Annotated in this window: 19 protein-coding genes and 1 pseudogene; 12 read left to right on the top strand and 8 right to left on the bottom strand. The window is 72.1% G+C overall.

The features are described 5' to 3' along the window. The first annotated feature begins 276 nt into the window (after positions 1-276). Positions 277-2049 carry an aspartate--tRNA ligase gene (aspS, locus tag ACWGI6_RS00100; RefSeq protein ID WP_453265401.1) on the top strand — a complete coding sequence of 591 codons (1773 nt, stop codon included), beginning with the start codon at positions 277-279 and terminating at the stop codon, positions 2047-2049. Between the two features lie 202 nt (positions 2050-2251). Further along, positions 2252-3985 carry a hypothetical protein gene (locus ACWGI6_RS00095; protein ID WP_453265400.1) on the top strand — a complete coding sequence of 578 codons (1734 nt, stop codon included), beginning with the start codon at positions 2252-2254 and terminating at the stop codon, positions 3983-3985. Positions 3986-4162: 177 nt separating this feature from the next. Here the strand turns inward: ACWGI6_RS00095 and metG are convergent, their stop codons facing one another. The 3 genes from metG to ACWGI6_RS00080 all read right to left on the bottom strand — a co-directional run bounded on the left by metG (position 4163) and on the right by ACWGI6_RS00080 (position 9588). Further along, on the bottom strand, positions 4163-5881 hold the full coding sequence (metG, locus tag ACWGI6_RS00090) for a methionine--tRNA ligase (RefSeq protein WP_453265399.1): 1719 nt from the start codon (positions 5879-5881) through the stop codon (positions 4163-4165). 197 nt (positions 5882-6078) lie between these two features. After that, on the bottom strand, positions 6079-7554 hold the full coding sequence (locus ACWGI6_RS00085) for an MFS transporter (protein WP_453265398.1): 1476 nt from the start codon (positions 7552-7554) through the stop codon (positions 6079-6081). Positions 7555-8001: 447 nt separating this feature from the next. Further along, positions 8002-9588 carry a VWA domain-containing protein gene (locus tag ACWGI6_RS00080; RefSeq protein WP_453265397.1) on the bottom strand — a complete coding sequence of 529 codons (1587 nt, stop codon included), beginning with the start codon at positions 9586-9588 and terminating at the stop codon, positions 8002-8004. A 377-nt stretch (positions 9589-9965) separates the two neighbouring features. Between ACWGI6_RS00080 and ACWGI6_RS00075 the strand changes: the two are divergent. The 3 genes and pseudogenes from ACWGI6_RS00075 to ACWGI6_RS00065 all read left to right on the top strand — a co-directional run. Next, a pseudogene (locus tag ACWGI6_RS00075) lies at positions 9966-10241 on the top strand (alkaline phosphatase PhoX); the annotation flags it as partial. Between the two features lie 258 nt (positions 10242-10499). Continuing rightward, on the top strand, positions 10500-11816 hold the full coding sequence (locus ACWGI6_RS00070; protein WP_453265396.1) for an alpha/beta hydrolase: 1317 nt from the start codon (positions 10500-10502) through the stop codon (positions 11814-11816). 179 nt (positions 11817-11995) lie between these two features. Further along, positions 11996-12568 (top strand): VanZ family protein, encoded by a 573-nt coding sequence (locus ACWGI6_RS00065; protein WP_453265395.1) that lies wholly within the window; start codon positions 11996-11998, stop codon positions 12566-12568. A 90-nt stretch (positions 12569-12658) separates the two neighbouring features. On the opposite strand, the gene ACWGI6_RS00060 is transcribed toward ACWGI6_RS00065, so the two are convergent. Next, the gene (locus tag ACWGI6_RS00060) at positions 12659-13531 is read right to left on the bottom strand and encodes a polysaccharide deacetylase family protein (RefSeq protein ID WP_453265394.1); all 873 of its coding nucleotides are present in this window, start codon (positions 13529-13531) and stop codon (positions 12659-12661) included. A gap of 299 nt (positions 13532-13830) precedes the next feature. Here ACWGI6_RS00060 and ACWGI6_RS00055 point away from each other — a divergent pair, with 299 nt between their 5' ends. The 3 genes from ACWGI6_RS00055 to ACWGI6_RS00045 are packed head-to-tail and all read left to right on the top strand — an operon-like array spanning position 13831 to position 16198. Beyond that, the gene (locus ACWGI6_RS00055; RefSeq protein WP_453265393.1) at positions 13831-14580 is read left to right on the top strand and encodes an ABC transporter permease; all 750 of its coding nucleotides are present in this window, start codon (positions 13831-13833) and stop codon (positions 14578-14580) included. Continuing rightward, positions 14577-15251: an ABC transporter permease gene (locus tag ACWGI6_RS00050; protein ID WP_453265392.1), complete on the top strand. Its 675-nt coding sequence runs from the start codon at positions 14577-14579 to the stop codon at positions 15249-15251. Before ACWGI6_RS00055 ends, ACWGI6_RS00050 begins: the two co-directional genes overlap by 4 nt. Then, the gene (locus tag ACWGI6_RS00045) at positions 15248-16198 is read left to right on the top strand and encodes an ABC transporter substrate-binding protein (RefSeq protein WP_453265391.1); all 951 of its coding nucleotides are present in this window, start codon (positions 15248-15250) and stop codon (positions 16196-16198) included. The genes ACWGI6_RS00050 and ACWGI6_RS00045 overlap by 4 nt, the downstream gene beginning before the upstream one ends. 94 nt (positions 16199-16292) lie before the next feature. Here ACWGI6_RS00045 and ACWGI6_RS00040 read toward each other — a convergent pair whose 3' ends face one another. Then, positions 16293-17450 (bottom strand): ABC transporter ATP-binding protein, encoded by a 1158-nt coding sequence (locus ACWGI6_RS00040; protein WP_453265390.1) that lies wholly within the window; start codon positions 17448-17450, stop codon positions 16293-16295. Positions 17451-18041: 591 nt separating this feature from the next. Between ACWGI6_RS00040 and ACWGI6_RS00035 the strand changes: the two genes are divergently transcribed. Continuing rightward, complete coding sequence (locus tag ACWGI6_RS00035; RefSeq protein ID WP_453265389.1) at positions 18042-18983, top strand: NADP-dependent oxidoreductase; 942 nt, start codon at positions 18042-18044, stop codon at positions 18981-18983. A gap of 7 nt (positions 18984-18990) precedes the next feature. Here ACWGI6_RS00035 and ACWGI6_RS00030 read toward each other — a convergent pair whose 3' ends face one another. The 3 genes from ACWGI6_RS00030 to ACWGI6_RS00020 all read right to left on the bottom strand — a co-directional run bounded on the left by ACWGI6_RS00030 (position 18991) and on the right by ACWGI6_RS00020 (position 21973). After that, positions 18991-19986: a hypothetical protein gene (locus ACWGI6_RS00030; RefSeq protein ID WP_453265388.1), complete on the bottom strand. Its 996-nt coding sequence runs from the start codon at positions 19984-19986 to the stop codon at positions 18991-18993. 206 nt (positions 19987-20192) lie between these two features. Continuing rightward, positions 20193-20858, bottom strand: coding sequence for a hypothetical protein (locus tag ACWGI6_RS00025; RefSeq protein ID WP_453265387.1), 666 nt, complete (start codon positions 20856-20858; stop codon positions 20193-20195). Positions 20859-20953: 95 nt separating this feature from the next. Next, complete coding sequence (locus ACWGI6_RS00020) at positions 20954-21973, bottom strand: cation diffusion facilitator family transporter (RefSeq protein WP_453265386.1); 1020 nt, start codon at positions 21971-21973, stop codon at positions 20954-20956. A 225-nt stretch (positions 21974-22198) separates the two neighbouring features. Between ACWGI6_RS00020 and ACWGI6_RS00015 the strand changes: the two genes are divergently transcribed. The 3 genes from ACWGI6_RS00015 (at position 22199) to cobM (ending at position 24788) form a co-directional block, all read left to right on the top strand. Then, on the top strand, positions 22199-22468 hold the full coding sequence (locus ACWGI6_RS00015; RefSeq protein ID WP_453265385.1) for a hypothetical protein: 270 nt from the start codon (positions 22199-22201) through the stop codon (positions 22466-22468). Positions 22469-22701: 233 nt separating this feature from the next. Further along, positions 22702-24018, top strand: a complete 1317-nt coding sequence (gene cbiE / locus ACWGI6_RS00010; protein WP_453265384.1) for a precorrin-6y C5,15-methyltransferase (decarboxylating) subunit CbiE — start codon at positions 22702-22704, stop codon at positions 24016-24018. Beyond that, a complete protein-coding gene (gene cobM / locus ACWGI6_RS00005; RefSeq protein WP_453265383.1) occupies positions 24015-24788 on the top strand; it encodes a precorrin-4 C(11)-methyltransferase in 774 nt (257 codons plus the stop codon). The genes cbiE and cobM overlap by 4 nt, the downstream gene beginning before the upstream one ends. The last annotated feature ends 199 nt before the right edge of the window (positions 24789-24987 follow it).

Here is a 24987-nt window from a genome sequence, read left to right as displayed (position 1 = left end):
GCATCACTTTATGTGCGTTTGGCGGGACCCGACCAGCGAGCCGGACGTGACCATCGTCCCAGTCGGGACGCCGCGCTCCGCTCCCGGCGACGCTGATGCGTATATGTCAACGAAGACGTGCGGGCCGGGACGGTAACCTGGAGCGGTTATGTCAATCCTGGGGTGGCCTTTCGGGTGATCCGCGGGGAGAGCGACCGGGCGTCCGAGCCCGTACACCTTTTCCTCTCCCTCTCCCGACAACTCCTCACCTCGACCTCGCGACGACTTGGATGAGCGATGCACCGGTACCGGTCCCATAACTGCGGCGAGCTCCGAGCCGTGGACGTCGACACGGACGTCCGCCTCAGCGGCTGGCTGCACAATCGACGTGACCTGGGCGGCATCCTCTTCATCGATCTGCGTGACCACTACGGTCTCGTTCAGCTCGTCGCCCGCCCCGGCACCCCCGCCAACGAGGCCCTCGGCTCCCTGACCAAGGAGTCCGTCGTCCGGATCGACGGCAAGGTCAGCGCGCGCGGCGCCGACAACGTCAACCCCGACCTGCCGACGGGCGAGATCGAGATCGAGGTCTCCGACGTCGAGGTGCTCGGCGCCGCCGACCAGATCCCCTTCACGATCAACGCGGACGACGGCGTCAACGAAGAGAAGCGCCTTGAGTACCGCTTCCTCGACCTGCGCCGCGAGCGGATGCACCGCAACATCATGCTGCGCACCGCCGTCATCTCCGCCATCCGCCACAAGATGGTGTCCCTCGGCTTCAACGAGATGGCGACCCCGATCCTGTCCGCGACCTCCCCCGAGGGCGCCCGCGACTTCCTGGTCCCCTCGCGTCTGCACCCCGGCAAGTTCTATGCGCTGCCGCAGGCCCCGCAGCAGTTCAAGCAGCTGCTGATGATCGCCGGCTTCGACCGCTACTTCCAGATCGCGCCCTGCTTCCGCGACGAGGACGCCCGCGCGGACCGCTCGCCGGGCGAGTTCTACCAGCTCGACATCGAGATGAGCTTCGTCGAGCAGGAGGATGTCTTCCGGCCCGTCGAGAAGCTGATGACCGAGCTGTTCACCGAGTTCGGCAACGGCCGCACGGTCACCTCCCCCTTCCCGCGCATCCCGTTCCGCGAGGCGATGCTCAAGTACGGCTCCGACAAGCCGGACCTGCGCGCCGAGCTGGAGCTGGTCGATGTCTCCGACGTCTTTGCCGGCTCCGGCTTCAAGGCCTTCGCCGACAAGCACGTCCGCGCCCTGGCCGTGCCGGACACCGCCGACCAGTCGCGCAAGTTCTTCGACCAGCTGGGTGACTTCGCCGTCCAGCAGGGCGCAAAGGGCCTGGCCTGGGTCCGGGTCGGCGGCGACGCGGAGAAGACGGAGCTGACCGGCCCGATCGCCAAGTTCCTCACCGAGGACGACGTCAAGTCGCTGGTCGCCGCGCTGGACCTCAAGCCCGGCCACGCCGTGTTCTTCGGCGCCGGCGAGTTCGACGAGGTCTCCAAGATCATGGGCGCGGTCCGCGTCGAGGCCGCCAAGCGCGTCGGCCGCTTCGTCGAGGACGAGTTCCGCTTCTGCTGGATCGTCGACTTCCCGATGTTCGAGAAGGACGAGGACACCGGCAAGATCGAGTTCTCGCACAACCCCTTCTCCATGCCGCAGGGCGGCCTGGAGGCGCTGCAGACCAAGGACCCGCTGGACATCCTGGCCTGGCAGTACGACATCGTCTGCAACGGCACCGAGCTGTCCTCGGGCGCCATCCGTAACCACGAGCCCGAGGTCATGTACAAGGCCTTCGCGATCGCCGGCTACGACAAGGACACGGTGGAGGCGGAGTTCGGCGGCATGCTCCGCGCCTTCAAGTTCGGCGCCCCGCCGCACGGCGGCATCGCCCCGGGCGTCGACCGCATCGTCATGCTGCTGGCCGATGAGCCCAACATCCGCGAGACCATCGCCTTCCCGCTCAACGGCAACGCCCAGGACCTGCTGATGGGCGCCCCGAGCGAGGTCGAGGAGGCGCGTCTCAAGGAGCTGCACCTCTCCATCCGCAAGCCGCAGGCGAAGTAGGCATCACCCAGGGGCGAAACGCCTCGAACGGGCTGAGGGGCGGCGTTTCACGTGAAACGCCGCCCCGGCCCGTTTGCGGCCCGGTGTGCTGTCGGGCGGACGGCCGCGGTGTGCGCTCGGAGACGGGCTCCGGCCCGGCCCGAATGCCCCGACCGCCCCATTCATGTGGCCGTGCCCCGGTACGGCACGCACTGTGGTGCCCATGCAGCAAGCCAGTCTCCTCTCCGCCAGGTCCGCCCTGGGGCCGCCGGCCCGTACGACGCGCCCCGTCCCGGCCGGCGACCTGTGGTGGCTCACCGCCGTGGCCGTCGTCTTCACCGCCTGCCTCCTCGCCTTCGCCCTCGCCACCCCCGGCCTGGGATGGGACGAGACGGTGTACGTCAGCCAGGTCGACCCGCATGCGCCGGCCGCGTTCTTCAGCGCACCGCGGGCCCGCGGTATCCCGCTCCTCCTCGCACCGATGGCCGCCCTGACGACCTCGGCCGTCGTGCTGCACTGCTACCTGGCGGTGCTCTCCGGAGCCGCGCTCCTGATCACCCTGTGCATCTGGCGGCGCCTGCTGCCCGCCCCCGTACCGGCTTTGGGGGGTGCGCTGTTCGCCGGTCTGTGGATCACGCTGTTCTACGGTCCGCAGGCGATGCCCAACCTGTGGGTCGGCTACGCCGCGCTCGCCGCCACCGGCTGCTTCCTGCGGGCCGTACGGCAGCCGTCCCGCCAACTGGCCCCGCGCGCCGACCGCGGTGCCGCCGCCGGACTCGCCGTCGCGATGGCCGTGGCCGCGCTGATGCGTCCCGCCGACGCCGTGTGGCTGGCCGTGCCGCTCTTCGCCGCGGCGCTGTGCGTCCCGTCCTGGCGGCGCCCCGCCGTGCTGCTGGCGGTGCCGGCCGGCCTGGCCCTCGGCTGCGCCGAGTGGGCCGTGGAGGCGTATCTGTCCTACGGCGGGCTCCTGACACGGCTGCAGCGGGCCGGGCAGATCCAGGGCGGTCTCGGCTGGCATCTGTCCTTCGACGATCACGCACGGGCACTCCAGGGCAAGACGCTGTGCCGCCCCTGCCATCTGACCTGGGAACACCCGGTGACGGCGGTGTGGTGGCTGGTGCTGCCCCTGGCGGTCGCCGGAGCGGTGTGGGCGGCGCTGCGCGCCCGCGAGCCCCGCGGCGGGCTGTACGGGTACGAGCCGGCGGCGCGCAGCGGTGCCCGGCACCCCCTCGGGCTGGCGCCCATCCGGCCCGGCAGCTTCGGACCGGACCCGGCGGCCGACCCCGCGCCCGGCGGCGGGCGGCACGGCCACGGTCCCGCCTGGCCGCTGGTGCGCCTGCGCGACCCCCGCGGCCCGCTGCACCGGTACGGACCGGCCCCCGTCGTCCTCCCGGCCCTGGTCGGCCTGTGCCTCGCCGCCCCCTACCTCCTGACGGTGGACTACGCCGCCCCCCGCTTCCTGCTGCCCGCCTACGCGCTGCTGATGATGCCCGCCGCCTGGTTCCTGTACTGGCTGACCCTCCTGCCGCGCCGGAACGCCTGGGCGGTGGCCCTCCTCGTCCTCGCGCTGATGAGCCACCAGGTCATCCAACTGGTGGTCTGGCACACGATGGTGCGCAGCACTGCACGCGCCCAGGCCGGTATCGACCGGATCACCACGTCGCTGCGTCAGGCGGGCGTACGTCCCCCCTGCGTGGTGAGCGGCGAGGAAGCGGTACGGGTGGCCTATCAGGCGGGCTGTGCGTCCCGGCAGTCCGGCGGTCACGACGCCAGCATCACCCCCGCGGGCCTGGCCCGGCTGGGTGCGGGCCGCCCGGTCGCCGTCGTCCTGGCCAACGGTGACAAGCCGCCGGCCTACGCCCGGCACTGGCGGCGGGTAGCCCTGCCGCAGGTGCCGGACTTCGGACGGCTGAGCGTCTATGTGTCCCCGCCGGCCCGGCACCGAGCCCGGCCTTGAGCCGGGGCCTGTCCGGGGACCGGCCCGACGCCCGAACGCGCTCGCGCCCGTCCGGCCGCAAGGGCTGGACGGGCGCGTGGCGGTCCTCAGGTGTCCGTGCCGCGAACACGCTCGTGCTCGGGCGGACTTACCGCTCCGGTGCTCCGGCCGGCAGCGACGCCCGCGGGCGGGCCGGGCCTACTGCTCCGCGCCGCCGAAGCGCTCGCGGTAGGACTCCAGGTCCTCCTCGGTGATCTTCGCGAAGAGCACCGGCGGCACCGTGAACGGCGTCCCGGAAGGCACCGAGGCCAGCGCCTTCGCCTCCTCCGGGGTCACCCACACCGCGGTGTCGTTCTCCAGGGCGAAGGCACCCCGCATCGCCTTGGCCGAGGCCGGGATGAACGGCTCGGAGACGACCGCGTACAGATGGATCAGGTTCATCGCCGTACGCAGGGTCAGCGCTGCCGCGTCCTTGTCGGTCTTGATCTCCAGCCACGGGGCCTTCTCCTCCAGGTAGGAGTTGCCCGCGCTCCACAGGGCACGCAGCGAGGCCGCGGCCTTACGGAACTGCAGGGCCTCCATGTGGCCCTCGTACTCCGTCAGCAGCCCGGCGATCTCCGCACCCAGCTTCTGCTCCGCGGCACCGGCCTCGGCGCCCGCGGGCACCTCGTCGCCGAACCGCTTCCGGGAGAACGACAGCACCCGGTTGACGAAGTTTCCGAGGGTGTCCGCCAGGTCCTTGTTGACCGACGACGAGAACAGCTCCCAGGTGAAGGAGGTGTCGTCCGACTCCGGGGCGTTGGCGATCAGGAAGTAGCGCCAGTAGTCGGCGGGCAGCAGCTCCAGCGCCGCGTCCGTGAAGATGCCGCGCCGCTGGGAGGTGGAGAACTTCCCGCCGTAGTAGTTGAGCCAGTTGAAGGCCTTGAGGAAGTCGACCTTCTTCCACGGCTCGCGGGTGCCCAGCTGCGTCGCCGGGAACATCACGGAGTGGAAGGGCACATTGTCCTTGGCCATGAACTCCGTGTACCGGACGTCATCGGCCTCGTACCACCACGACTTCCAGTCGCGGCTCCCGTCGGAGACGGCGTCCGCCCACTCCTTCGTCGACCCGATGTACTCGATCGGCGCGTCGAACCATACGTAGAAGACCTTGCCCTCGGCCGCCAGCTCCGGCCACACATCGGCCGGCACCGGAACGCCCCAGTCCAGGTCACGGGTGATCGCCCGGTCCTGAAGGCCTTCGGTCAGCCACTTGTGCGCGATGGACGAGGCCAGCGTCGGCCACTCCTTGCTGCCGTTGCCGTCCAGCCAGCCCTCGACCTCGTGCTGCAGCTTCGACTGGAGCAGGAAGAGGTGCTTGGTCTCCCGCACCTCCAGCTCACCGCTCCCGCTGATCGCCGACCGGGCGTCGATGAGATCGGTCGGGTCGAGCACCCGGGTGCAGTTCTCGCACTGGTCGCCGCGCGCCTTGTCGTAGCCGCAGTGCGGACACGTACCGACGATGTAGCGGTCCGGCAGAAAGCGGTCGTCGGCGACGGAGAAGACCTGGCGGATCGCCCGCTCCTCGATGAAGCCGTTCTCGTGCAGCTTGCGCGCGAAGTGCTGCGTCAGCTCCACGTTCTCCCGCGACGAGCTCCGCCCGAAGTAGTCGAATTCCAGGCCGAAGCCCTCGTAGATCGCCTTCTGCTTGTCGTGCTGCTCCGCACAGAAGGTGTCGACCGACTGCCCCGCGTCCTTCGCCGCCAGCTCGGCCGGGGTCCCGTGCTCGTCCGTCGCACAGATGTAGAGCACATCGTGCCCGCGCTGCCGCATATACCGCGCATATACGTCGGCCGGGAGCATGGACCCCACCATGTTGCCCAGGTGCTTGATCCCGTTGATATACGGAAGGGCGCTGGTGATGAGGTGTCGAGCCATTGCCGGCTGCTCCCAAGTCGCTACGGTGAGTGAGGATTTGCTTTACGGAACGTCAATATCGTACTGGACGGGGTGGGGGTGCCCGCGCGGATTTTTCGGCGGCGACCGCCCCGCCCCCGCACGCCGCGGATGCCCCGCCCCGCACCTTACGGACCTCACCGCTGCCCTGCCCCTGCGGGCGTGACCCCGCGCTGCCCTCACACCGCCGCGTCCGCCGACTCCGCACTGTCCGTCGTCGGGATCCGGCCCTGCTTCGGGGCCCGGCCGGTGACCATCAGCCCGGCGACGAGAGCGGCCAGCAGCATCACCGCCGACCCCACCCCGATGGCGACGGTGAACCCGTGCACCACCCCGGCCTTCACGATCTGCTCCCGCAGCGCCGGGGTGAGGCCGGGGCCCGCGCTCCGGCGGGCCGCGTCCGCCAGCCGATCCGCGATATACGCCGCACTCGTCGAGGTCGCGATCGTGTTCAGCAGCGCCGTACCGATCGAACCGCCCACCTGCTGTGCCGTGTTGACCGTCGCGGACGTGACGCCGGAGTCGCGCGGCGGCACCTCGGACGTGGCGGTCGCCAGCACCGGCATGAAGGTCAGCCCCATGCCGAGACCGACGAGAAGCATGGCCGGCAGCACATGCGAGACGTATGCGGGCTCGGCCGTCAGGAACGTCAGCGTGAAGAGCCCCACGGAGGCGAGGACGGCGCCCGGGACCATCAGGAACCGGGGCGGGATCCGATGCAGCAGCCGCGCCGATATCTGCGTCGAACCGACGACGATCGCCGCCACCATCGGCAGGAAGGCCACCCCCGTCCTGACCGGTGAATACCCGAGCACGGTCTGCAGGTAATAGGTCATGAACAGGAACATCCCGAACAGCGCGATGACCGCCAGCGCCATGGTCAGGAAGGCGCCCCCGCGATTCCGGTTACGGACGATGCGCAAGGGCAGCAGGGGATGCCGCGCCCTCGTCTGCCACCACGCGAAGACGCCCAGCAGCGCCACGCCCCCCACCAGCAATCCGAGGACCAGCCCGTCCCCCCATCCCCGCGGCTCGGCCTCACTGCACCCGTACACGATCGCGACCAGGCCACCGCAGCCCAGCACCACACCCGGAATGTCCAGGTGGACGCGCCCGCGCTCGGGCTTGTCGTGCAGAAATACGGCGGCACCGACGAAGGCGATCACGGCAATCGGGATATTCACATACAGGCACCAGCGCCAGTCCAGGTATTCGGTCAGCAGCCCGCCGGCGATCAGTCCGATGGCCGCGCCCCCACCGGCAATGGCCCCGTAGATCCCGAAGGCCTTGCTCCGTTCCTTTCCGATGGTGAACGTCGTGGTCAGCAACGACAGCGCGGACGGCGCCAGCAGCGCCGCGAAGGCGCCCTGCAGCGCCCGCGCCCCGAACAGCAGCCCGGACCCCGTGGCCGCACCGCCCAGCCCCGACGCCACCGCGAACCCGACCAGCCCGATCATGAAGGTCTTCTTCCGCCCCACCAGGTCGGCGATTCGCCCGCCGAGCAGCAGCAGCCCGCCGAACGCGAGCGTGTACGCGGTGATCACCCACTGCCGGTTCGCATCCGACATCCCCAGATCCCGCTGAGCTGACGGCAGCGCAATATTCACGATGGTCGCGTCCAGCACCACCATCAACTGTGCAATCGCAATCACCACAAGCCCCCACCAGCGGCGCGGATCGGGCTCCGTCCGCGCGGCCCAACTGGGAGTACTGGCACGGGGAGGGGGAGCGGGGCCTCCCTCATGGCTCGCGTCACTCATCACGACCCGCCTTGCCTGGCTGGTACGGCCACCCCGGCCACCCCGCCGCCCACACGGGAGCAACCGGATCAAACGGAGCATTGCACCCATTCAGCCTAGGTAGCGGGGCGAGGGCTCGCCTCTTGTGGTGGGGCGTGGGCGGGGCACGCCGCTCGTGGGGGCCGCTGTCGCGTGAGGGGGTGAGGGGTGGTTCCTGCGGGCTCCCTGCAGGCTCCTGCGGATTCCCGCGGTTTCCCGGCCGAGGGGATTCGAGGGCTTCCCGGGGTGTGCACACGACAGCGGCCGCGGTCGGGCCGGACGGGCCCGGCCGCGGCCGGTGAGGTGTCGTAAGGGGAGGAGCGGTCAGTTGTCCTTGATGACGCCCGCGGTGCGGGCCTCGGCGAGCCACTCGGGGAACTCGACCATCAGCTGCTGGTAGAGCTCGTCGTGGGAGAGGCTGCGCGGGTCGTGGCCGGCGGGGAAGAAGCCGGCGTTGTCGACGGCACGCTTCTCCGGGACGGCCAGGTCGTCGAGCTTGCGGAGGAAGTCGAAGCCCTTGGCGTCCGGGTCTCCGAAGCCGATGAACTGCCAGAAGATGGGGAGCCCGGCCGCCTCGCAGAGCGCCTTCTCGGCGGCCGGCTTGGAGGTCGGGGCGCCGTCGGTCTGGAAGATGACGAACGCCGGGGCGGTGGAGCCGGACTTCTTGTAGTGCTCGACGACGGCGTTGATGGCCCAGTGGTAGTTCGTACGGCCCATGTGGCCGAGGCCGGCGTGCAGTTCCGCGATGCGGCCCTCGTAGTTGGTGAGGTCGATGTCGGCGGTGCCGTCGATGTCGGTGGAGAAGAAGATGACGGGGACGGTGGCGTCGTCGTCGAAGTGCGCGGAGAGGCCGAGGGCCTGCTCGGCGAGGTTCTGGACCGTGCCGTCCTTGTAGTAGTTACGCATCGAGCCGGAGCGGTCGAGGACCAGGTAGACGGCGGCGCGCTGGGTGGCGAGGCCGTGCTTGTCCAGGGTGGCGGCCGCGGACTTGTAGAGGCTGAGGAGCGCGGGGGGCGCGGTGGGGAGGGAGCCCGCGGACGCGGGCCGGTCCACCTCCTGCGGCTTCGCTTCGGCTTCGGCCTGCGGCTCGGCTGCGGGTTCCGGCTTCGCCTCGGCTTCGGCCGACGGCTGCTCTGCGGCCTTCGCCTCCACCTTCTCTTCCGGCTCGGGTGCGGCCTCCGGCTCTGCCGCCGTCTCGGCCTCGGCCTCGGCAACTGCCTGGTCCGCAGGCTCTGCGGCGGCCTCTGCCGCAGGCTCGACCGTCGCCTCGGCCTCGGCAGGTGCCTTCAACTCGGCCACCGGCTCCGGCTCGGCCGCCGGCTTCGCGGAATCAACGGCCGGCTCGGCGTCGGCCGCCGGCGCCTGGCCCGGGTTGTCGAAGGCCTGGCTCACGAGGTCGGAGGCGGCGTCGGAGGAGGCCGGGGCGGCGGCCGTGGAGGCCTCTTCCGCAGGCTCGTCCTTGTCGTTGCCGCTGTCCGCGCGGGCCTTGTCCTCGGCGGCGTCCGCCTCGGGCTTCCCGGCCGTCACGGTCGCCTCGGCGGCCGACGGCTCAGCGGTGGCTTCCTCTGCGGTGGACGGCTCGGCCGTCGCGGAGGCATCGGCCGCAGCCTTGTCCTCCCGGGCCGCGGAGGTCTCCGCCGCCCGGTCCCCCCGGTCCGCCCGGCCGCCCTGTGCGGGCAGCGTCGCGGTCGTCGGAACCGGGTCCCTGTCGGGAGTCTCCGTGGGGGCCGTCCGTGCGGCCGGGACCTCGGCCTCCGGGGCGGGGGTGGTGGCGGCCGGGGTGGACTCTTCGCGAGCCTCCGGGATGGTTGCGGACTCCGGCTTGTCGGCGCCGCTCGGGGCCGCGCCGGTTTCTTCACGGGTCGCCTTGGAGCGACCGAAAGCGTTGCGCAGCAGACTCCGAATGCCCATCGGCGAACCTCTCTTGCGGGTGGTGGGTGCGGCGTATGTCCGTGAAGCACAGACATGTCCCTGACCAGGACGGATACGTAAGGGTAGCGGCCGACACCGGCCTCATCGTGGGACCCCGCGCCTTGTGTGGTGGGCCATCCGGGGGTGTTGCGGCGGCAGCTGGTTTCAGCCGGTGCGGCCTGGGCGCGTTCGCCCTGCGTACGAGGTTGTTCGGCCGTCCGCACCGTCTCCCCGGCCGTCCACAAAACCTCCTCGCAGTCCGTACGAGCCGTCCCGACGGAACCCGCCAACTGCCCCGACGGTACGCATCGCCTGCCCCGACGGTACGCACCCCCCCCCGCCCCGGACCTGCGCACCGGCTCCCCGGCCTGCGCTTCAATGCGCTGGGCAGCCATGACGGGCTGTTCGGTGTGGCGACCGCCGGGGCCCGGCGCGGTGAGGCCAAGCAGTTCCTGACGGTACCCACCGGGGCCGAGACCTGCGGGCCGATCGTGCAGGAGCGGCGGGTGAGGGTCGCCGTGCGGCATCCGGGTGAGGTGGACGGGGCGAGTGTGGAGAGGCCTGCGTCGCAATGGCCGGACCGGGAAGGTGAGTTGGTACGGCCTTCCGTGGTGAGTGTGTGGCGGGAGGACGGACGGGGCATCGGGAGGTGACAGACGCCGGGGCTCGTGGGGCGGGGACCGCCTCCTCCGTCCCACGAGCCCTGTCCCGGCCGGGTGCCACGGGCCCCGCCCCACATCACGCCGCGGAAACGATGTGGCAAGAGCTGGGTAAGAAGTGAGTCGTTCAGGTATCCGATGCGCAGGTGTGCCCGTCTTCTCCGGTGACCATTGTCCAGAGCCGCCCGTTGAGCCTTAGGCGGCCGGTAAGAAGGCAAGAACCCTTTCGAGGGTGACGGGAGATGTGGGCGCATGGGGCTGACCAGTCAGTCGCTCGAATACACGGTGATCGTGCTGGCGGTGCTCTGCGTCGCTGCCACGGTCCGGTTCTGGCCCCGGCTGTCGCGGCGCGGGGTGGGCGCCGTCCTGGGCAGACTGGGCGCCATCCTGGTCACCCAGGTGTCGATCGTGTGTGCACTCGCCCTCGCCGTGAACACGAACTTCGAGTTCTACGGCAACTGGGACGAGCTGCTGGGCAACAACGACAAGGCCCCGGTGTCCGTGAGCCAGGGCGGCGGCCAGTACGCCTCGGTCGGCAACATGAAGGCCGGCCTGGTCCAACCGGCCGGTCCGCAGGGCCTCGATCGGGTGAGCGGACTGCCCAAGGGGCCCGCGAACAGGGTGGGCAAGGTCGAGTCGGTACGGATCGTCGGCCGCCGTACGCGAGCCATCAACCCCGGCTTCGTCTATCTGCCGCCGCAGTACTTCCAGCAGCAGTTCCGCCGTCAGCGGTTCCCCGTCATGGTCGTCATCAGCGGCTACCCCGGCGGGATCATGAACCTGGCGCAGCACCTCCAGGTGCCGCAGAACGCGGGCCGGCTGATCGCGCAGGGCAGGATGCAGCCGACGGTGATCGTGATGGTCCGGCCGACGATCGCGCCGCCGCGGGACACCGAGTGTGTGGATGTGCCGGGCGGGCCGCAGGCCGAGACGTTCTTCACCAAGGATCTGCCGGACGCCATGAAGTCGGCCTACCGGGTGGGCCATGACCCCAGTGCCTGGGGCGCGTTCGGGTACTCCTCCGGTGGCACCTGCTCGCTGCAGCTGGCGATGCGGAACCCGAAGGCCTACACCTCGGCGGTCTCGCTCTCCGGTGACTACGCGATCAAGGACGATCTGACCACCGGCAGCCTCTTCGGGCCCGGCCCGACGGGCGCCCAGCGGGAGCGCGAGCACGATCTGCTGTGGCGGCTGAAGAACCTTCCCGCGCCGCAGATCTCCGCGCTGGTCGCCAGCAGCCGTAAGGGCGAGGCGGATTACGGCGAGACCATGAAGTTCATCCATGCCGCGAAGTCGCCGATGACCGTCGACTCGATCATCCTGCCGCAGGGCAGCCACCAGTTCGCGACCTGGCGGCGCGAGGTCGGGCCGGCCCTGGAGTGGCAGAGCCAGCAGCTGACGTTCCCGCAGGACACCCAGGCGGTCGCCCCGCCGCGCAAGCCGGGCGCGGGAGCGGCGGGGGAGGGCGGCGCCCCGGGCCCGGGGCGGCAGACCGGACCGTCCAAGGCGCCGACGGCGTCCGACGACAAGGGACGCCGACGGGTGGAGGCGGAGCGCCCCCGGGGGTGAGCCGCACATGAGCCGAGCAGGGGCGCCGGAGCTGTCCGGCGCCCCTGTTGCCTGTGGTGAGGCGGTGGCGTGGGTGCCGTGAGGGCAGCCGTCGTCCCCGGCCACATGATTCGCCGGACCCCGGGTAACCGAACTTCCCATCGGCGCACTGCGCATCTCGCATACCGGGGAGTGACCTCATGGCGCATACGCAACAGGGCGATGAGGCGGCATGGTCACCCGTGGCCGCGCGGGCCCCGCTGGCCGTCCGGATCCTTCTGCTGGTGCTGGCGTTCGCCGCGATGGTGGCTTTTGCGGTGGCGCTGGCGCGGGTCACGCTGACCCCGTCGGCGGCCTCGGTGCCGCTGACCCACCCCAACCTCCGCCCCGGCGACTCGATCCGGAGCTATCTGGCGCAACCGCACCTGGCCGATACGGTCAAGCAGCTCGGCGGCAACGTCCTGCTGGGGCTGCCGTTCGGGGTGCTGCTGCCGGTGCTGGTGCCGCGGGCCCGCGGGCTGCTCCGGGTCGGGGTGTCGACGGCTTTGGTGATGCTGCTGGTGGAGCTGGTGCAGGGGGCGCTGATCACCGGCCGGGCGTTCGACATCGACGATGTGATCCTCAACTGTGCCGGCGCGCTGATCGGCTATCTGCTGCTGGGGTGCCGGCTGGGCCGCGCGGTGCATCCGCGGCGCCGGCACTGGTGGCACCGGCTCAGCGGGAAGGGGGCGGCGGTGGGGCAGCCGAGGGCCTCCAAGGCGCCCGCTCCGTAGGAACCCCGTAGGGGGTGCCCACCCCGTATGCCCGTGCCGTGGCGTCCGCTGCGTGGCGTCCGCTGCGTGGCGTCCGCTCCGCGTCGGGCGCTACGGGCGGTAGACCATCCCCGGCTCCGGCTTCGCCGGGGAGAGCAGCTGGGAGACCGTGACGACCGTGTAGCCGCGCTTCTTCAGCTCCTTGAGGATCCCGGGGACGGCCGGCACGGTCCCCTTGTAGATGTCGTGCAGCAGGATGATGCCGTCGCGTTCGGTCTGGTCGAGCACCCGCTTGGTGATCAGGACCGAGTCGTTGGTCCGGTAGTCCTTGGCGGTCACGCTCCACAGGACCTGCGCCAGGCCGAGTTCCTTGCTGATCTTGGACACCTCTTCGTCGGTCCGGCCCTGTGGCGGGCGCATCAGCCGGGGCGTCTTGCCGGTGATCTTGCGGACCGCCTCCTGTACGCGGGACAGCTCCCGCTTGGCCTCCCCGGGCCGGATGTCGGTCAGGATCTGGTGCGACCAGGTGTGGTTGGCCAGCTCATGGCCCTCGGCGTCGATCCGCTTCACCTCGGCGGGGCGCTTGTCGACGTGGTTCTCGCCGAGCATGAAGAAGGTCGCGTGCACCTTCTCTTTCTTGAGGATGTCCAGCAGCCGGTTGGTGTGCTCGCTGGGGCCCGCGTCGAAGGTGAGCGCGACGCACTTCGCCGTGCGGCAGTCGACGTCATCGCCCGTGCCGTTCCCGGCCGTGGTCTGCCCGCCGTCCTTCGCGTCCCCGTTCCTGCCGTCCCCGTTCTTCGCGTCCTCGGCCGCGGCGAGCCGGGCGTCCTTCGCCTTGACGTCGGCCGCCGGTGCGTCGGCGCGGGCGTCGGCCGGGGCGGTGACGTCGTAGGTGGCGCAGCCGCTGAGGGTCAGGGTCAGGGCCGTGGCCGCCAGCAGCCCGGCTATGGACGTGTTGCGGGCCGCAGAATGACGCTTCGGCATGCGGGTCTCTCTTCGGGCGTGGGCGGTGGACAGTGAGCCCATGACCTGCGCTTTTGCGCATGGCAAAGCCGACGCGTGGGTGGCATCGCCGCGTCGTGCCGACCTTCGGTCACCCGGGTCGAACAGGCTCAGGTGGACTATACATAGCCAGTACACACTGCGTGTATACGTGGGGTGTGTACGCGAGGTGAGGAGAGGAAGCGGGCGGGCGGAACGGCCGTCGGCGGAGGCCGTCCGCACCCACCCCGATCGGACGCGTCCGCCGCGACACCCCGCCCCCGCCGGGGTGGACTCGTACCGTGACCGCACCGCCGCCGGACGACTGCCTGGCCCGTAACGACTGGATCTGCGGCGACTACCTGAGCACCCGTCGGCAGATCCTGCTCGACGCGGTCGGCCAGCACATCCAGCTGACGGTGATCTCGGTGGCGCTCGGGCTGGTGATCGCGGTCCCGCTGGCGCTGCTGGCCCGCCGCAGGCGCTGGACGGTCGGACCGGTGCTCGGCATCACCACGGTCATCTACACCATCCCGTCGCTGGCGATGTTCTCGCTGCTGCTGCCGGTCTACGGGCTGTCCGCCACCCTCGTCGTGGTCGGCCTCGCCCTGTACTCCCTCACCCTGCTCGTACGGAACATCCTGGCGGGGCTGGACGGGGTCCCCGCCGAGGCCAAGGAGGCCGCCCGCGGCCTGGGGTACGGGCCGATGCGCCAACTGCTGGCCATCGAACTGCCGCTGGCCGTACCGGCCGCGATGGCCGGGCTGCGGATCGCCACCGTCTCGGCCGTCGCGCTCACCACCGTCGGGGCGATCGTCGGGTACGGCGGGCTGGGCAACCTCATCTACGCCGGAATGAACTCCTTCTTCAAGGCGCAGGTACTCACCGCGTCCGTGCTGTGCGTGCTCATCGCGATCGTCTTCGATCTGCTGCTGCTCGGCGCGGAACGGCTGCTCACCCCCTGGCGCCGGGCCGGACGCAAGGCGCGGGTGCGGACCCGGGCCGGCGGGGGAGCGAAGCGGCCGGCCGCAGCCGCCGGGCGGCGGACGTGAACACCCTCTCCGCGGTGTGGACCTGGCTGACCACGGCCGCCAACTGGTCCGGTGAGAACGGGGTCTGGCACCGCCTCGAACAGCACCTCGTGCTCACCTTCGCCTGCCTGGTCATCAGTGCCGTGATCGCACTGCCGGTCGCGCTGACCCTCGGCCACCTCGGCCGGGGTGGCGCGCTGGCCGTCAATCTCGCCAATATCGGCCGGGCGGTGCCGACCTTCGCCGTACTGGTCCTGCTTCTGCTGACGCCCATCGGGCGGTACGGGCAGTGGCCGACGATCATCGCGCTGGTGCTGTTCGCCATTCCGCCGCTGCTGACCAATGCGTACGTCGGGATGCGCGAGGTGGACCAGAGCGTGGTGCGGGCCGCGCGGGGCATGGGGATGACCGGGACACAGCTGGTGTGGCGGGTCGAGGTGCCGCTCGCCTTTCCGCTCGTCGTGACCGGCATCCGGATCGCCGCGGTCCAGCTGGTGGCCACCGCCACGCTGGCCGCGCTGGTGGGCGGCGGCGGCCTCGGCCGGATCATCACCGCGGGATTCAACCTGGCCAGCACCCCTCAGGTGGTCGCCGGCGCGGTGCTGGTCGCGGTGTTCGCGCTGCTGATGGAGGCCGCCTTCGAGCTGGCGCAGCGGTTCGTGCCGGACTGGGCGCGGGGGCGGATCCGGTGAGAGCGGCTGCCGCGGCGCTTGTGGTCCTCACTGCCCTCGGGCTCTCGGCCTGCGCCGGCGGCCCCTCCCTGGAGACCCGCTCCGCGATCACCGCCTCCCCCGGCGACAGCCGCGATCTGGCCATCGGCTCGGCGGGCTTCACGGAGAGCGAGCTGCTCGCCCAGATGTATGCGGCGCTGCTCAGCCACGCCGGATACCGCACCCATGTCCTGACGGTCGGCAACCGTGAGCTGTACGAACCGGCCCTGGAGGCCGGGCAGATCGATGTGGTCCCCGAGTACGCCGCGACCTTCGCCGACTGGCTCAACGCCAAGGACAAGGGAGCCAAGGCGGCCCCGGTCGCCTCGCCGGACCGCGGTGCGACCATGGCCGCGCTGCGCCGGCTCGCCGGCCCCCGCGGTCTGACCGTGCTCCCGGCCGGCCGGGCCGTCGACCAGAACGCCTTCGCGGTGAGCGCCGCATACGCCCGCAAGCACCACCTCAAGACCCTCAGCGACCTGGGCCGCGCCAAGCTGCCGGTGCGTCTGGCGGCGGGCGACGAGTGTGTGCAGCGGCCGTTCTGCGCGCCGGGGCTCAGGAAGCGGTACGGGATCAACATCACCGCCATCGACCCGAAGGGCGTCGGCACCACGCCCGCCAAACAGGCCGTACAGAACGGGCAGGACCAGATGGTGCTGACCACCAGCACCGATGCCACCCTCGACCAGTTCGGCCTGGTGCTGCTCGCCGACGACAGAAAACTCCAGAACGCCGACTATGTCGTCCCCGTCGTCAACCGTGCCCGCGCGGGCAGCGAACGGGTGGCCGCCGCCCTCAACCGCCTCAACAAGGTCCTGACCACCGCCGACCTGGCGCACCTCAACGAGCAGGTGGACAGCTGGCGGCGGCTGCCGGCGGATGTGGCCCGCAACTACCTCCAGTCCAAGGGGCTGTTGCCCAAGGGCTGACATCGGCCGGTGAGGGCGGGGCTGTTTCACGTGAAACGCCAGGCAGGCAGGGCGGGGCGTTTCACGTGGAACAGCCCCGCACCGCCCTGCGAGCTCACTCCGTAGGAACGGAATCCACCTCGGCCCGCTCCCGGGGTACCCCCCGTTCATCGGAGTCGATGGTGCGGCGCAGTGCCTCATGGAGCTTTGTGGGGGTGAGGACGCCCAGGAACCGGTGGCCGTCCAGGACCGCGGTCCAGCCGGCATCGTGTTTGAGCATCTCGCTGAAGGCCGCCTTGAGGGTGCCCGTCACCGGTACCCAGGCCTCCATCCGGCGGGCATGACCGGCAACCGTGCCCGCCACTCCCGCCAGCTCCTCCGTGCCCGCCCAGCCATGCAGTGCGCCGTCCTCGTCCAGCACCACCGCCCAGCGGGCGCCCTCGGCCCGCAGCCGTCCCGCGGCCTCCGCGGCGGGTTCGCCGAGTCCGACGAGCGGAGGGTGTTCGAGGTCGCCGATGTCGATACCGGTGACCGACAGTTGCTTCAACGCGCGGTCGGTACCGACGAATTCGGCGACGTAGGGGGTGGCGGGGGCGCCGAGGACGCTCGCGGGGGTGTCGTACTGCTCGATCCGGCCCTCCCCGTAGACCGCGATCCGGTCGCCGAGCCGGATGGCCTCCTCGATGTCATGGGTGACCAGCAGCACCGTCTTGTGCATGGTGGCCTGCAGCCGCAGAAACTCCTTCTGCAGCCGGTCGCGGACGACCGGGTCGACCGCACCGAACGGCTCGTCCATCAACAGCACCGGTGGATCGGCGGCGAGCGCACGGGCCACCCCGACCCGCTGCCGCTGGCCGCCGGAGAGCTGTTCGGGGTAGCGCGAGCCGTAGACCGCCGGGTCCAGCCCGACCAGGTCCAGGAGTTCGGCGGCCCGCTCGCGTGCCTTGGCCTTCTTCCAGCCCGTCAGAAAGGGCACGGTGGCGGTGTTGTCGAGGACGGTGCGGTGGGGGAAGAGGCCGGTCTGCTGGATGACATAGCCGATCCGGCGGCGCAGTTCGACCGGATCGACACCGGCGACGTCCGAGCCGTCGACATAGATCTGCCCGTGGGTGGGGTCGATGAGCCGGTTGACCATCATCATCGTCGTCGTCTTGCCGCAGCCGGACGGTCCGACCAGCGTCACCAGCTCACCCTCGCCGACCTCGAAGGAGAGGTCGTCGACGGCGGTGGTCCCGTCGGGGTAGCGCTTGGTGACGGACTCGAACCGGATCATTGAGCCATTGAATCCCGCGGCCCGCGAGCGGACCCGTCAGGCGGGCAATCGGGTGGGAGCGGGGTTACGGGCCGTCAGACCGCTCCCTGCGCCACTCCCGCCTCCAGCACCCCGCATTCCGTGCGGGACAGTGCCGGCACCCGGCCGTCGCGTACGCCCGGCCGGCGCACGGTGCCGACGGGCACGGCGCAGCCCCGTGGCCCTCATGTCCGCGGCCAACTCCTCGGCCGCCGCGACCAGTACGCGCATGGCGTCATATGTACCCGAGGCGGACCGTGCGGGGCCGGAACCACCCTGCGCCGCGCCCCGCGGACCGGGGAATTCACCACGCTGGAGCCGGGAGCCGCCCGGAGCCGGGAAGCGCCCCGGCCCGGAGGAAACGCGGCGGGGAGCGCCGTCGGCGTGGACCGCACGGCCGGCCCGCGGCCCCAACGGCCGCGCCCCGCCGAACGGAGGGCCGGACAGCCCCGGCGTGAGGGGCCGTACGAGTTGCTTCCGCCGCACCGCCTCTCCTCCTGCCGCGTCCGGCCCCACCCGCGTGCTTACGATCCACTTCGGCCACCGGTCGGAAGGGTGGAAGGGAACGCCACGATGAGAGCCGTAGCAGTCAGCGCATTCGGTGAAAAGCCGCAGCTCATGGATCTGCCACAGCCCGAACCAGGGCCCGGTGAGGTCCTGGTGAGGTTGTCCGCCGCCGGACTCAACCCCAGCGACTGGAAGATCGCCGATGGCATGTTCGGGGATGCCGTACCGGCCGCCTTCCCCCTGGTCCTGGGGGCGGACGGCGCGGGCGAGGTACTCGCGATCGGGGACGGCGTACGGCGGTTCACCGTCGGCGACGCGGTGTTCGGCCAGTTCCAGCGGCCGGATCAGGGCGGCGGTTCGTACGGCGAACTCGCCGTTGCCGACGAGGGCCGCCTCGCGCACGCCGCCCGCAGCGTCACCTACGCCACGTCCGCGGCGCTGCCGACGGCCGGCATGACCGCATACAACCTGGTCGAGGAGACCCGGGTCACCGAGGGCATCCGGGTGCTGATCGTCGGCGCGACCGGCGGCGTCGGTACCTTCGCCACCCAGCTGGCGGCCGGCCGCGGCGCCGAGGTGATCGCCACCGCGCGCCCGGCCAAGGCGGAGCTGATGCGGACGCTGGGCGCCGCGGAGACCGTCGACCACACCGTGGGACCGGTCGCCGACCAGGTCCTCGCGGCCCATCCGGACGGCGTCGATGTGCTGATCGACATGACCAGCGGGCCTCGTGAGTTCGGCGAGCTGACGCGGACCGTACGCGACGGGGGCACGGCCGTCTCGCTCATCGGCTCGGCCGACGCCGACGAGCTGACCGACAACAACCTGCGCGGCTTCAACTTCGTCAACCGCCCCTCCCAGCAGCTGCTGGAGATCCTCGCCGGCCAGGTCGACGCGGGCCGTCTGACGGTCCTCGTAGGACGCGAGGTCGCCTTGGAAGAGGCGCCGGAGGCCTTGGAGGCCAGCCGCACCGGCCGGGCACAGGGCAAGACGGTCCTGGCGATCTGAGCGGAGGTCAGCGGCTGTCGGCGGCGCGGGCGAGCCGGCGCGCGAGCAGTGTCCGGGCCGTCGGCGGTCCCGCCGCGGCCAGCGCCGCGGTCAGGATGCCCGCGCCGACCACCCCCCAGACCCCGGTGAGCAACGGACCGGCGAGCGCATCGGCGTAGGCGTGCGCGGCGGGCCGGGAGATCATGGCGGGCAGCGCGTCCAGGGCACGGCCGCGGACCAGCGCGAGCGCGGCGGCCAGCAGGGCGGCGGCCGCCGCGCAGCCCAGCCCCGTACAGATCAGCGCGCGCCGCCGGCGCCGCGTCAGCAGCAGCCCGCCGGTCAGGCACAGTGCCGCGGCGGGCGGCAACAGCAGCGCCCCGGTCCGCACGACCTTGTAGACGGCCGCGATCCGCGGCACGTCCGGTGCCTTCAGCAGCACGATCTCCACCCCGGCCCTCGGCACCCGGCGGAGGATGTCGAGCCCCATGCCGTTGTGGGACAGCTGATGCTTGACCCGCTCCACGACGGGGGTGAGATCAAGGGTGACCGCGGAGCGGCCGGGGGCGGTCAGACTGCCGTCCAGGGTCCGGTGGGCGGTGCGGTGCACTCCGTTCCACATCGCGGGGAAGCCGCGACCGGTGACGACCTGCCGTACCTGCTTGTCCACGAACTCGCGGAGGCCGCGGGTGAAGTGCTTCCGCAGCGCGGGACGTTCGGCGCGCGGGACGGCGTGCAGCAGCCCGTCGAGCCGGACATGCGCCATCACCCCGTCCGTCACATCGTCGACGACCGCGTCCTGGACGGCGGCGTTCCCGGCCAGCGGGGCGACCGCCGCCACATAGCTGTCGGTCTCGGTCAGCTCGGCCCGCGCCCAGGTCGCGGCCAGACTCAGCGGCACCAGCAACGCCCCCAACAGCAGCAGCACCCCGCCGGCCGCCGCCCGCCCACGCCGCCACAGCGGCCGCGACGACCGCTCCCCCTCCGTCACCCGCCCGCCGGGGCGTACGGGTGCGCTCGCTGACATCGCGTCTGGTCCTTCCTGCCCGGCGGCGGAACGGGGCGCGTCCGATGGATCGGCCGGGTCCGGGAAGACCCCCCACGACGTGCCCTACGGGCCCTCTCCCAGGCAAGTGCGAACGCCTGCCGTCCGCGAGCGGGGCCGGTGCCAACGGGTGACCCGGCGCCCTGCCCCGGCCTTCCGGGCGGGCGCCGGGTCGTGCGGCCCGGGGCTCAGCGTGGCTGCGCGGCGCGCCGCCGCCGTACCGCCCGTGCCACCCCCGGCCCGAGCAGCGCGGCGGCCGCGGCGGCCGCCGCCCACCACACCCAGCCGTCGCCGTCCCCGGCCTCCGCGTGCGTCTCCGGCAAGTCGTCCAGATCGCCGGAGCAGGCCGTGGGGGCGAAGGACTCGCCCACGTAGACACAGACCGTGGCGGCGGCGCGCAGGGTGCCGGGGGCCGCGCTGCCGGTGAGGTCGGCGCGGTCGCCGAGCACGGCCGAGGCGGTGAACACCTGGATGTCGTGCGCGGGCAGATCGGAGCGCCAGACGGCCTTCTGCCGGCCCACGCCGTGCCCTTCGACGGTGGCGCCGGGCGCGGCGGCGGAGGTCGTGGTGGCCGGCATCTCCTGCTCGATGCGGGCCCGGTGGACATCGGTGGGGCCCAGGTTGTGCACGGTGATCCGGTAGTCGAGCCGTTTGCCGGCCTCGGCGTCGTCCCGGCCGTCGGTCACCGCCACCGTGACCGAGACGGCGGGCGGTGCCTGCGGGGCGTGCCCGGCGGTGCGTGGAGCCCGCGGGGCGTACCCCGCGGTGAGCGGTGCCTGCGGGGCGTACGCGGCGGCGGACGGTCCGGGGAGCGTGGCGGCGCACAGCAGTGCGCAGACAGCGGCGGTTCTCATGCCGTCATCCGAGCACCGCGGCCCCCGTCACCGGCGGCAGGCGGCCTCCTCCCGGGCCGGGTTCACCCGAGTGAGGGGGGCGGCGGCCCCGTGCCTCACTGCCGGTGCGGCCCCGACCGGTGCACCGGACCATGGGCGTCCTCGCAATGGCCGTCCTGCTGCTCCGGATCGGGTCCGGGCCGGGGGCCCAGCGTCAGGACGTCGTCGGGCGTGCCCTGTTCACCGACGTGATCGACCTGGAGGGTGGCGTGGCCGATGCCGTACTCGCCGCTGAGCAGCTCCTGCAGACTGCGGCGGACCTTGTGGCAGTCGCCGCCCGGCGCCACCAGGATGTGCGCCGACAGCGCCGGATGCCCGGAGGTGATCTGCCAGATGTGCAGATCGTGCACCTCGACGACCTCGTCCGTGGCGACCAGATGCTCGCCCAGCGCGTCCGGGTCGACGCCGGCCGGTGCGGCCTCCATGAAGATCCGTCCGGATTCGCGCACCAGCCCCGTACCGGCCCGCAGCATCAGGGCGACGACCACCAGCGAGGCGATCGCATCCGCCCGCTCGAAGCCCGTCGTCAGCACGATCAGACCGGCCAGGGCGGTGGCGACGAACCCGAACAGGTCGGTGAGGATGTGCTGGTAGGCGCCCTCGACGTTCAGGCTGGAGCGGTTCGCCCGGGACAGCAGCCAGGTGCAGATCAGATTCACCACGATCCCGGACAGCGCGGTGACCAGCACCAGCCCGCCGGTCACCGCGGGCGGCGAGATCAGCCGCTGGACCGCCTCGTACGCCAGCCAGACCGACAGCAGCAGCAGGGTGATGCCGTTGGCCTGGGCGGAGAGGATCTCGGCGCGCTTGAGCCCGTAGGTGTAGCCACCGCGCGCGGGCCGCGCGGCCAGCCGCATCGCGACCAGGGCCAGCACGATCGAGACCGCGTCGGTGAGCATGTGGGCGGCGTCCGAGATCAGTGCCAGGGACTGCGCCACGACACCGATGACGACCTCGACCGCCATGTACGCGGTGAGCAGGATGAGCGCGGAACGCAGCCAGCGCCGGTCGGCGTCCGGCGCGACCCCGTGGGCGTGGCTGTGGCTGTGCCCGTGGCTGTGGGCGTCCTCGGTCATGGGCGCGCTCCTTCCTGGCTCCTCGTCCGAAGCAAACCGCACTTCGGCAAAAGATCCAAAGGCTGCATCGGTGACCGTTGTCATTACCGTCGAACGGCCTATCGTGCCTGGTCAGAGCGGTGCGGATGAGGAGGGGAGCGGGTGCCGAAAGCGGAGTCCGGATGTCCGCTCCCGGCTGGCGTGGGAAGCCGCCGAGGTCCCCGCGCCCGGGTAGCATCCGGCGCTATGAGCGCTACGGGCGAGATCGCGCGGCCCGCACCCGGCAAGGGCCAGATCCTGGCGGTGCTCGGCCTGCTGGCCGCCGTCGCCATCCTGTCCACGCACCACGACGGCCTCCCCTTCTGGCTGGGCGCCCTGACCGGCGTGGTCGCCGTCCTCGGCTATCTGGTCTGCTTCGACTCCCCGCGCGGCATCTGGCAGTGGCTGCCGGCAGGCCTGGGCTTCTGCGCGACGTTCCTGTTCTCCTGGCAGTTCCTGACCGCACTGCTGGCGTGAGGCCGCGGGGCGGACGAGGGACGGCCGCCGAGTGCGGCGGCCACCGCTGCTGTAGGCGTGTACGGGGTGCGGCTCCAGCGCGCCGCGGCCGGTGAAGCGTGCCGCGGCCTTGCAGGGGTTCGTGGGGGGCAGCGGGACCCCGTGACCCGACCGGTCAGTAAAGTTCGGCTCCCGTCCCCCGGACCGGCACCCCTCCCGGGGCCGGCCCCTCCCGACCTCTGAGGTACTCGGCAGTGAGCCCCGCACCACCCGCCCCGGCCGCTCCTGAACCCGTCACCGTCGTCGGCATCGGGGCCGACGGCTGGGACGGGCTGCCCGACGCCTCCCGGCAGGCCCTGCGCAGCGCCGGGGTGCTGATCGGCGGCCCCCGCCAGCTCGCGCTGCTGCCCGGGGAGTGCGCCGGTGAGCGCGTCCCGTGGCCCTCCCCCCTGCGCCCCGCCGTCCCCGGACTGCTGGCCGCGCACGCCGGGCGCCGGGTGTGCGTGCTGGCCAGCGGCGACCCGATGTTCTACGGGATCGGGCGGACGCTGACCGAGGTGTGGGCGGACGGGGCGGCGGAAGCGGCCCGGGGCGGGCCACGGCTCCGCATCCTCCCGCACCCCTCCTCCGTCTCCTACGCCTGCGCCCGCCTCGGCTGGCCGCTGGAGGACACCGAGGTCATCACGCTCGTCGGACGGCCCACCGAGAACCTGGCCCGCGCGCTGTACGACGGCCACCGCCTGCTGGTGCTGTCCGCCGGTGCCGGCACCCCCGCCGAGGTCGCCGCCCTGCTGCGCGCACACGGCTTCGGCCCGACCCGTATGCGGGTACTGGAGCAGCTCGGCGGCCACCGCGAGCGGACGGCCGAGGGCACCGCCGCCGACTGGGACGCACCGCCCGCCGACCCCCTCAACGTCATCGCCCTCGACTGCCGCCGCGAGCCCGGCACCCCGCCGCTGGCCACCGTCCCCGGCCTCCCCGACGCCGCCTACGAACACGACGGCCAGCTCACCAAGCGCCATGTCCGCGCCGCCACCCTCGCCGCGCTGGCACCCGCTCCCGGCGAACTCCTGTGGGACATCGGCGGCGGCTCCGGCTCCATCGCCGTCGAATGGCTGCGGGCACACCGCAGCTGCCGCGCCCTCAGCGTCGAGCGCGACGCCGTACGGGCCGAGCGGATCGGCCGCAACGCGCGCTCGCTCGGCGTACCGGCACTGCGCGTCGTCCACGGCTCCGCGCCCGCGGCGCTGGACGGACTGCCGACGCCGGACGCGGTGTTCATCGGTGGCGGGCTGACCGCCCCCGGCCTGCTGGCCGCGTGCTGGGAGGCGCTGCCGGCGGGCGGCCGGATCGTCGCGAACACCGTGACGCTGGAGTCCGAGGCGCTGCTCGCCGACCATTACCGGCAGCACGGCGGTGAACTGGTCCGGCTCGCGGTCGCCCATGCGGTGCCGGTCGGCGGCTTCACGGGCTGGCGGCAGGCGATGCCGGTCACCCAGTGGTCGGCCGTGAAGCCACCGGCCGCCTCCCCGTCCCCGTCCTCCCTCCCCCAGGAGACCGAGCAACCATGACCGTCCACTTCATCGGCGCGGGTCCCGGCGCCGCCGACCTGATCACCGTGCGCGGCGCCCGTACGCTCGCCTCCTGCGGGGTCTGCCTCTACGCGGGCAGCCTGGTGCCGCGCGAGCTGCTCGCCGAGTGCCCGCCCGGCGCCCGGCTCGTCGACACCGCTCAGCTGGACCTCGACACGATCACCGCCGAGATGGTCCGTGCCCACGAGGAGGGCCACGACGTCGCCCGGCTGCACTCCGGCGACCCGTCCGTCTTCAGCGCGGTCGCCGAGCAGATGCGCAGGCTGGATGCGGCCGGGGTGCCGTACGAGGTGGTGCCGGGCGTCCCCGCGTTCGCCGCGGCGGCCGCCGCCCTCAAGCGCGAGCTGACCGTCCCCACCGTCGGCCAGACCGTCATCCTCACCCGCGTCGCCCAGCGCGCCACCCCCATGCCCGAGGGCGAGGACCTCGCCACCCTCGGCAGCAGCGGTGCGCTGCTGGTCCTCCACCTGGCCGCGATGTACGTCGACCGGGTCGTCGCCGAACTTCTGCCGCACTACGGCGCCGACTGCCCGGCCGCCGTCGTCGCGATGGCCTCCCGCCCCGACGAACTGGTCCTGCGCGGCACCCTCGCCGATATCGCCGACCAGGTGAAGGCCGCGGGCGTGGTCCGTACGGCCGTGATCATGGTCGGCCGCACCCTGGGCGCCGAGCAGTTCCGCGACAGCCACCTCTACTCGGCGGACCGCGAGCGGCCCCATGCGCCGTGCGAGGCGCCGGAGACCCCGTAGCCGACGCGCGGTCCGTGGCCGACGCCTGCGGGTTCCCCTCCGTCCGGAACTGCCGGAACCCCGGGACCGGCGGTCCCGGGGTTGAGGCCGGCGCCCGCGGTTGGCGCGGGTACCGGTGGGCCGGTTCATTCTCCGGGGCGTGACGCCCACCTCGCCGCTGACCTCGGTGGCGGGGGCGAGGGGCGGGGCGCAGCCGCTG

The organism is Streptomyces sp. NPDC054786 (assembly GCF_053611685.1).
Note: the sequence above shows the minus strand (reverse complement) of the source record. Positions and strands in the feature narration are given on the sequence as shown.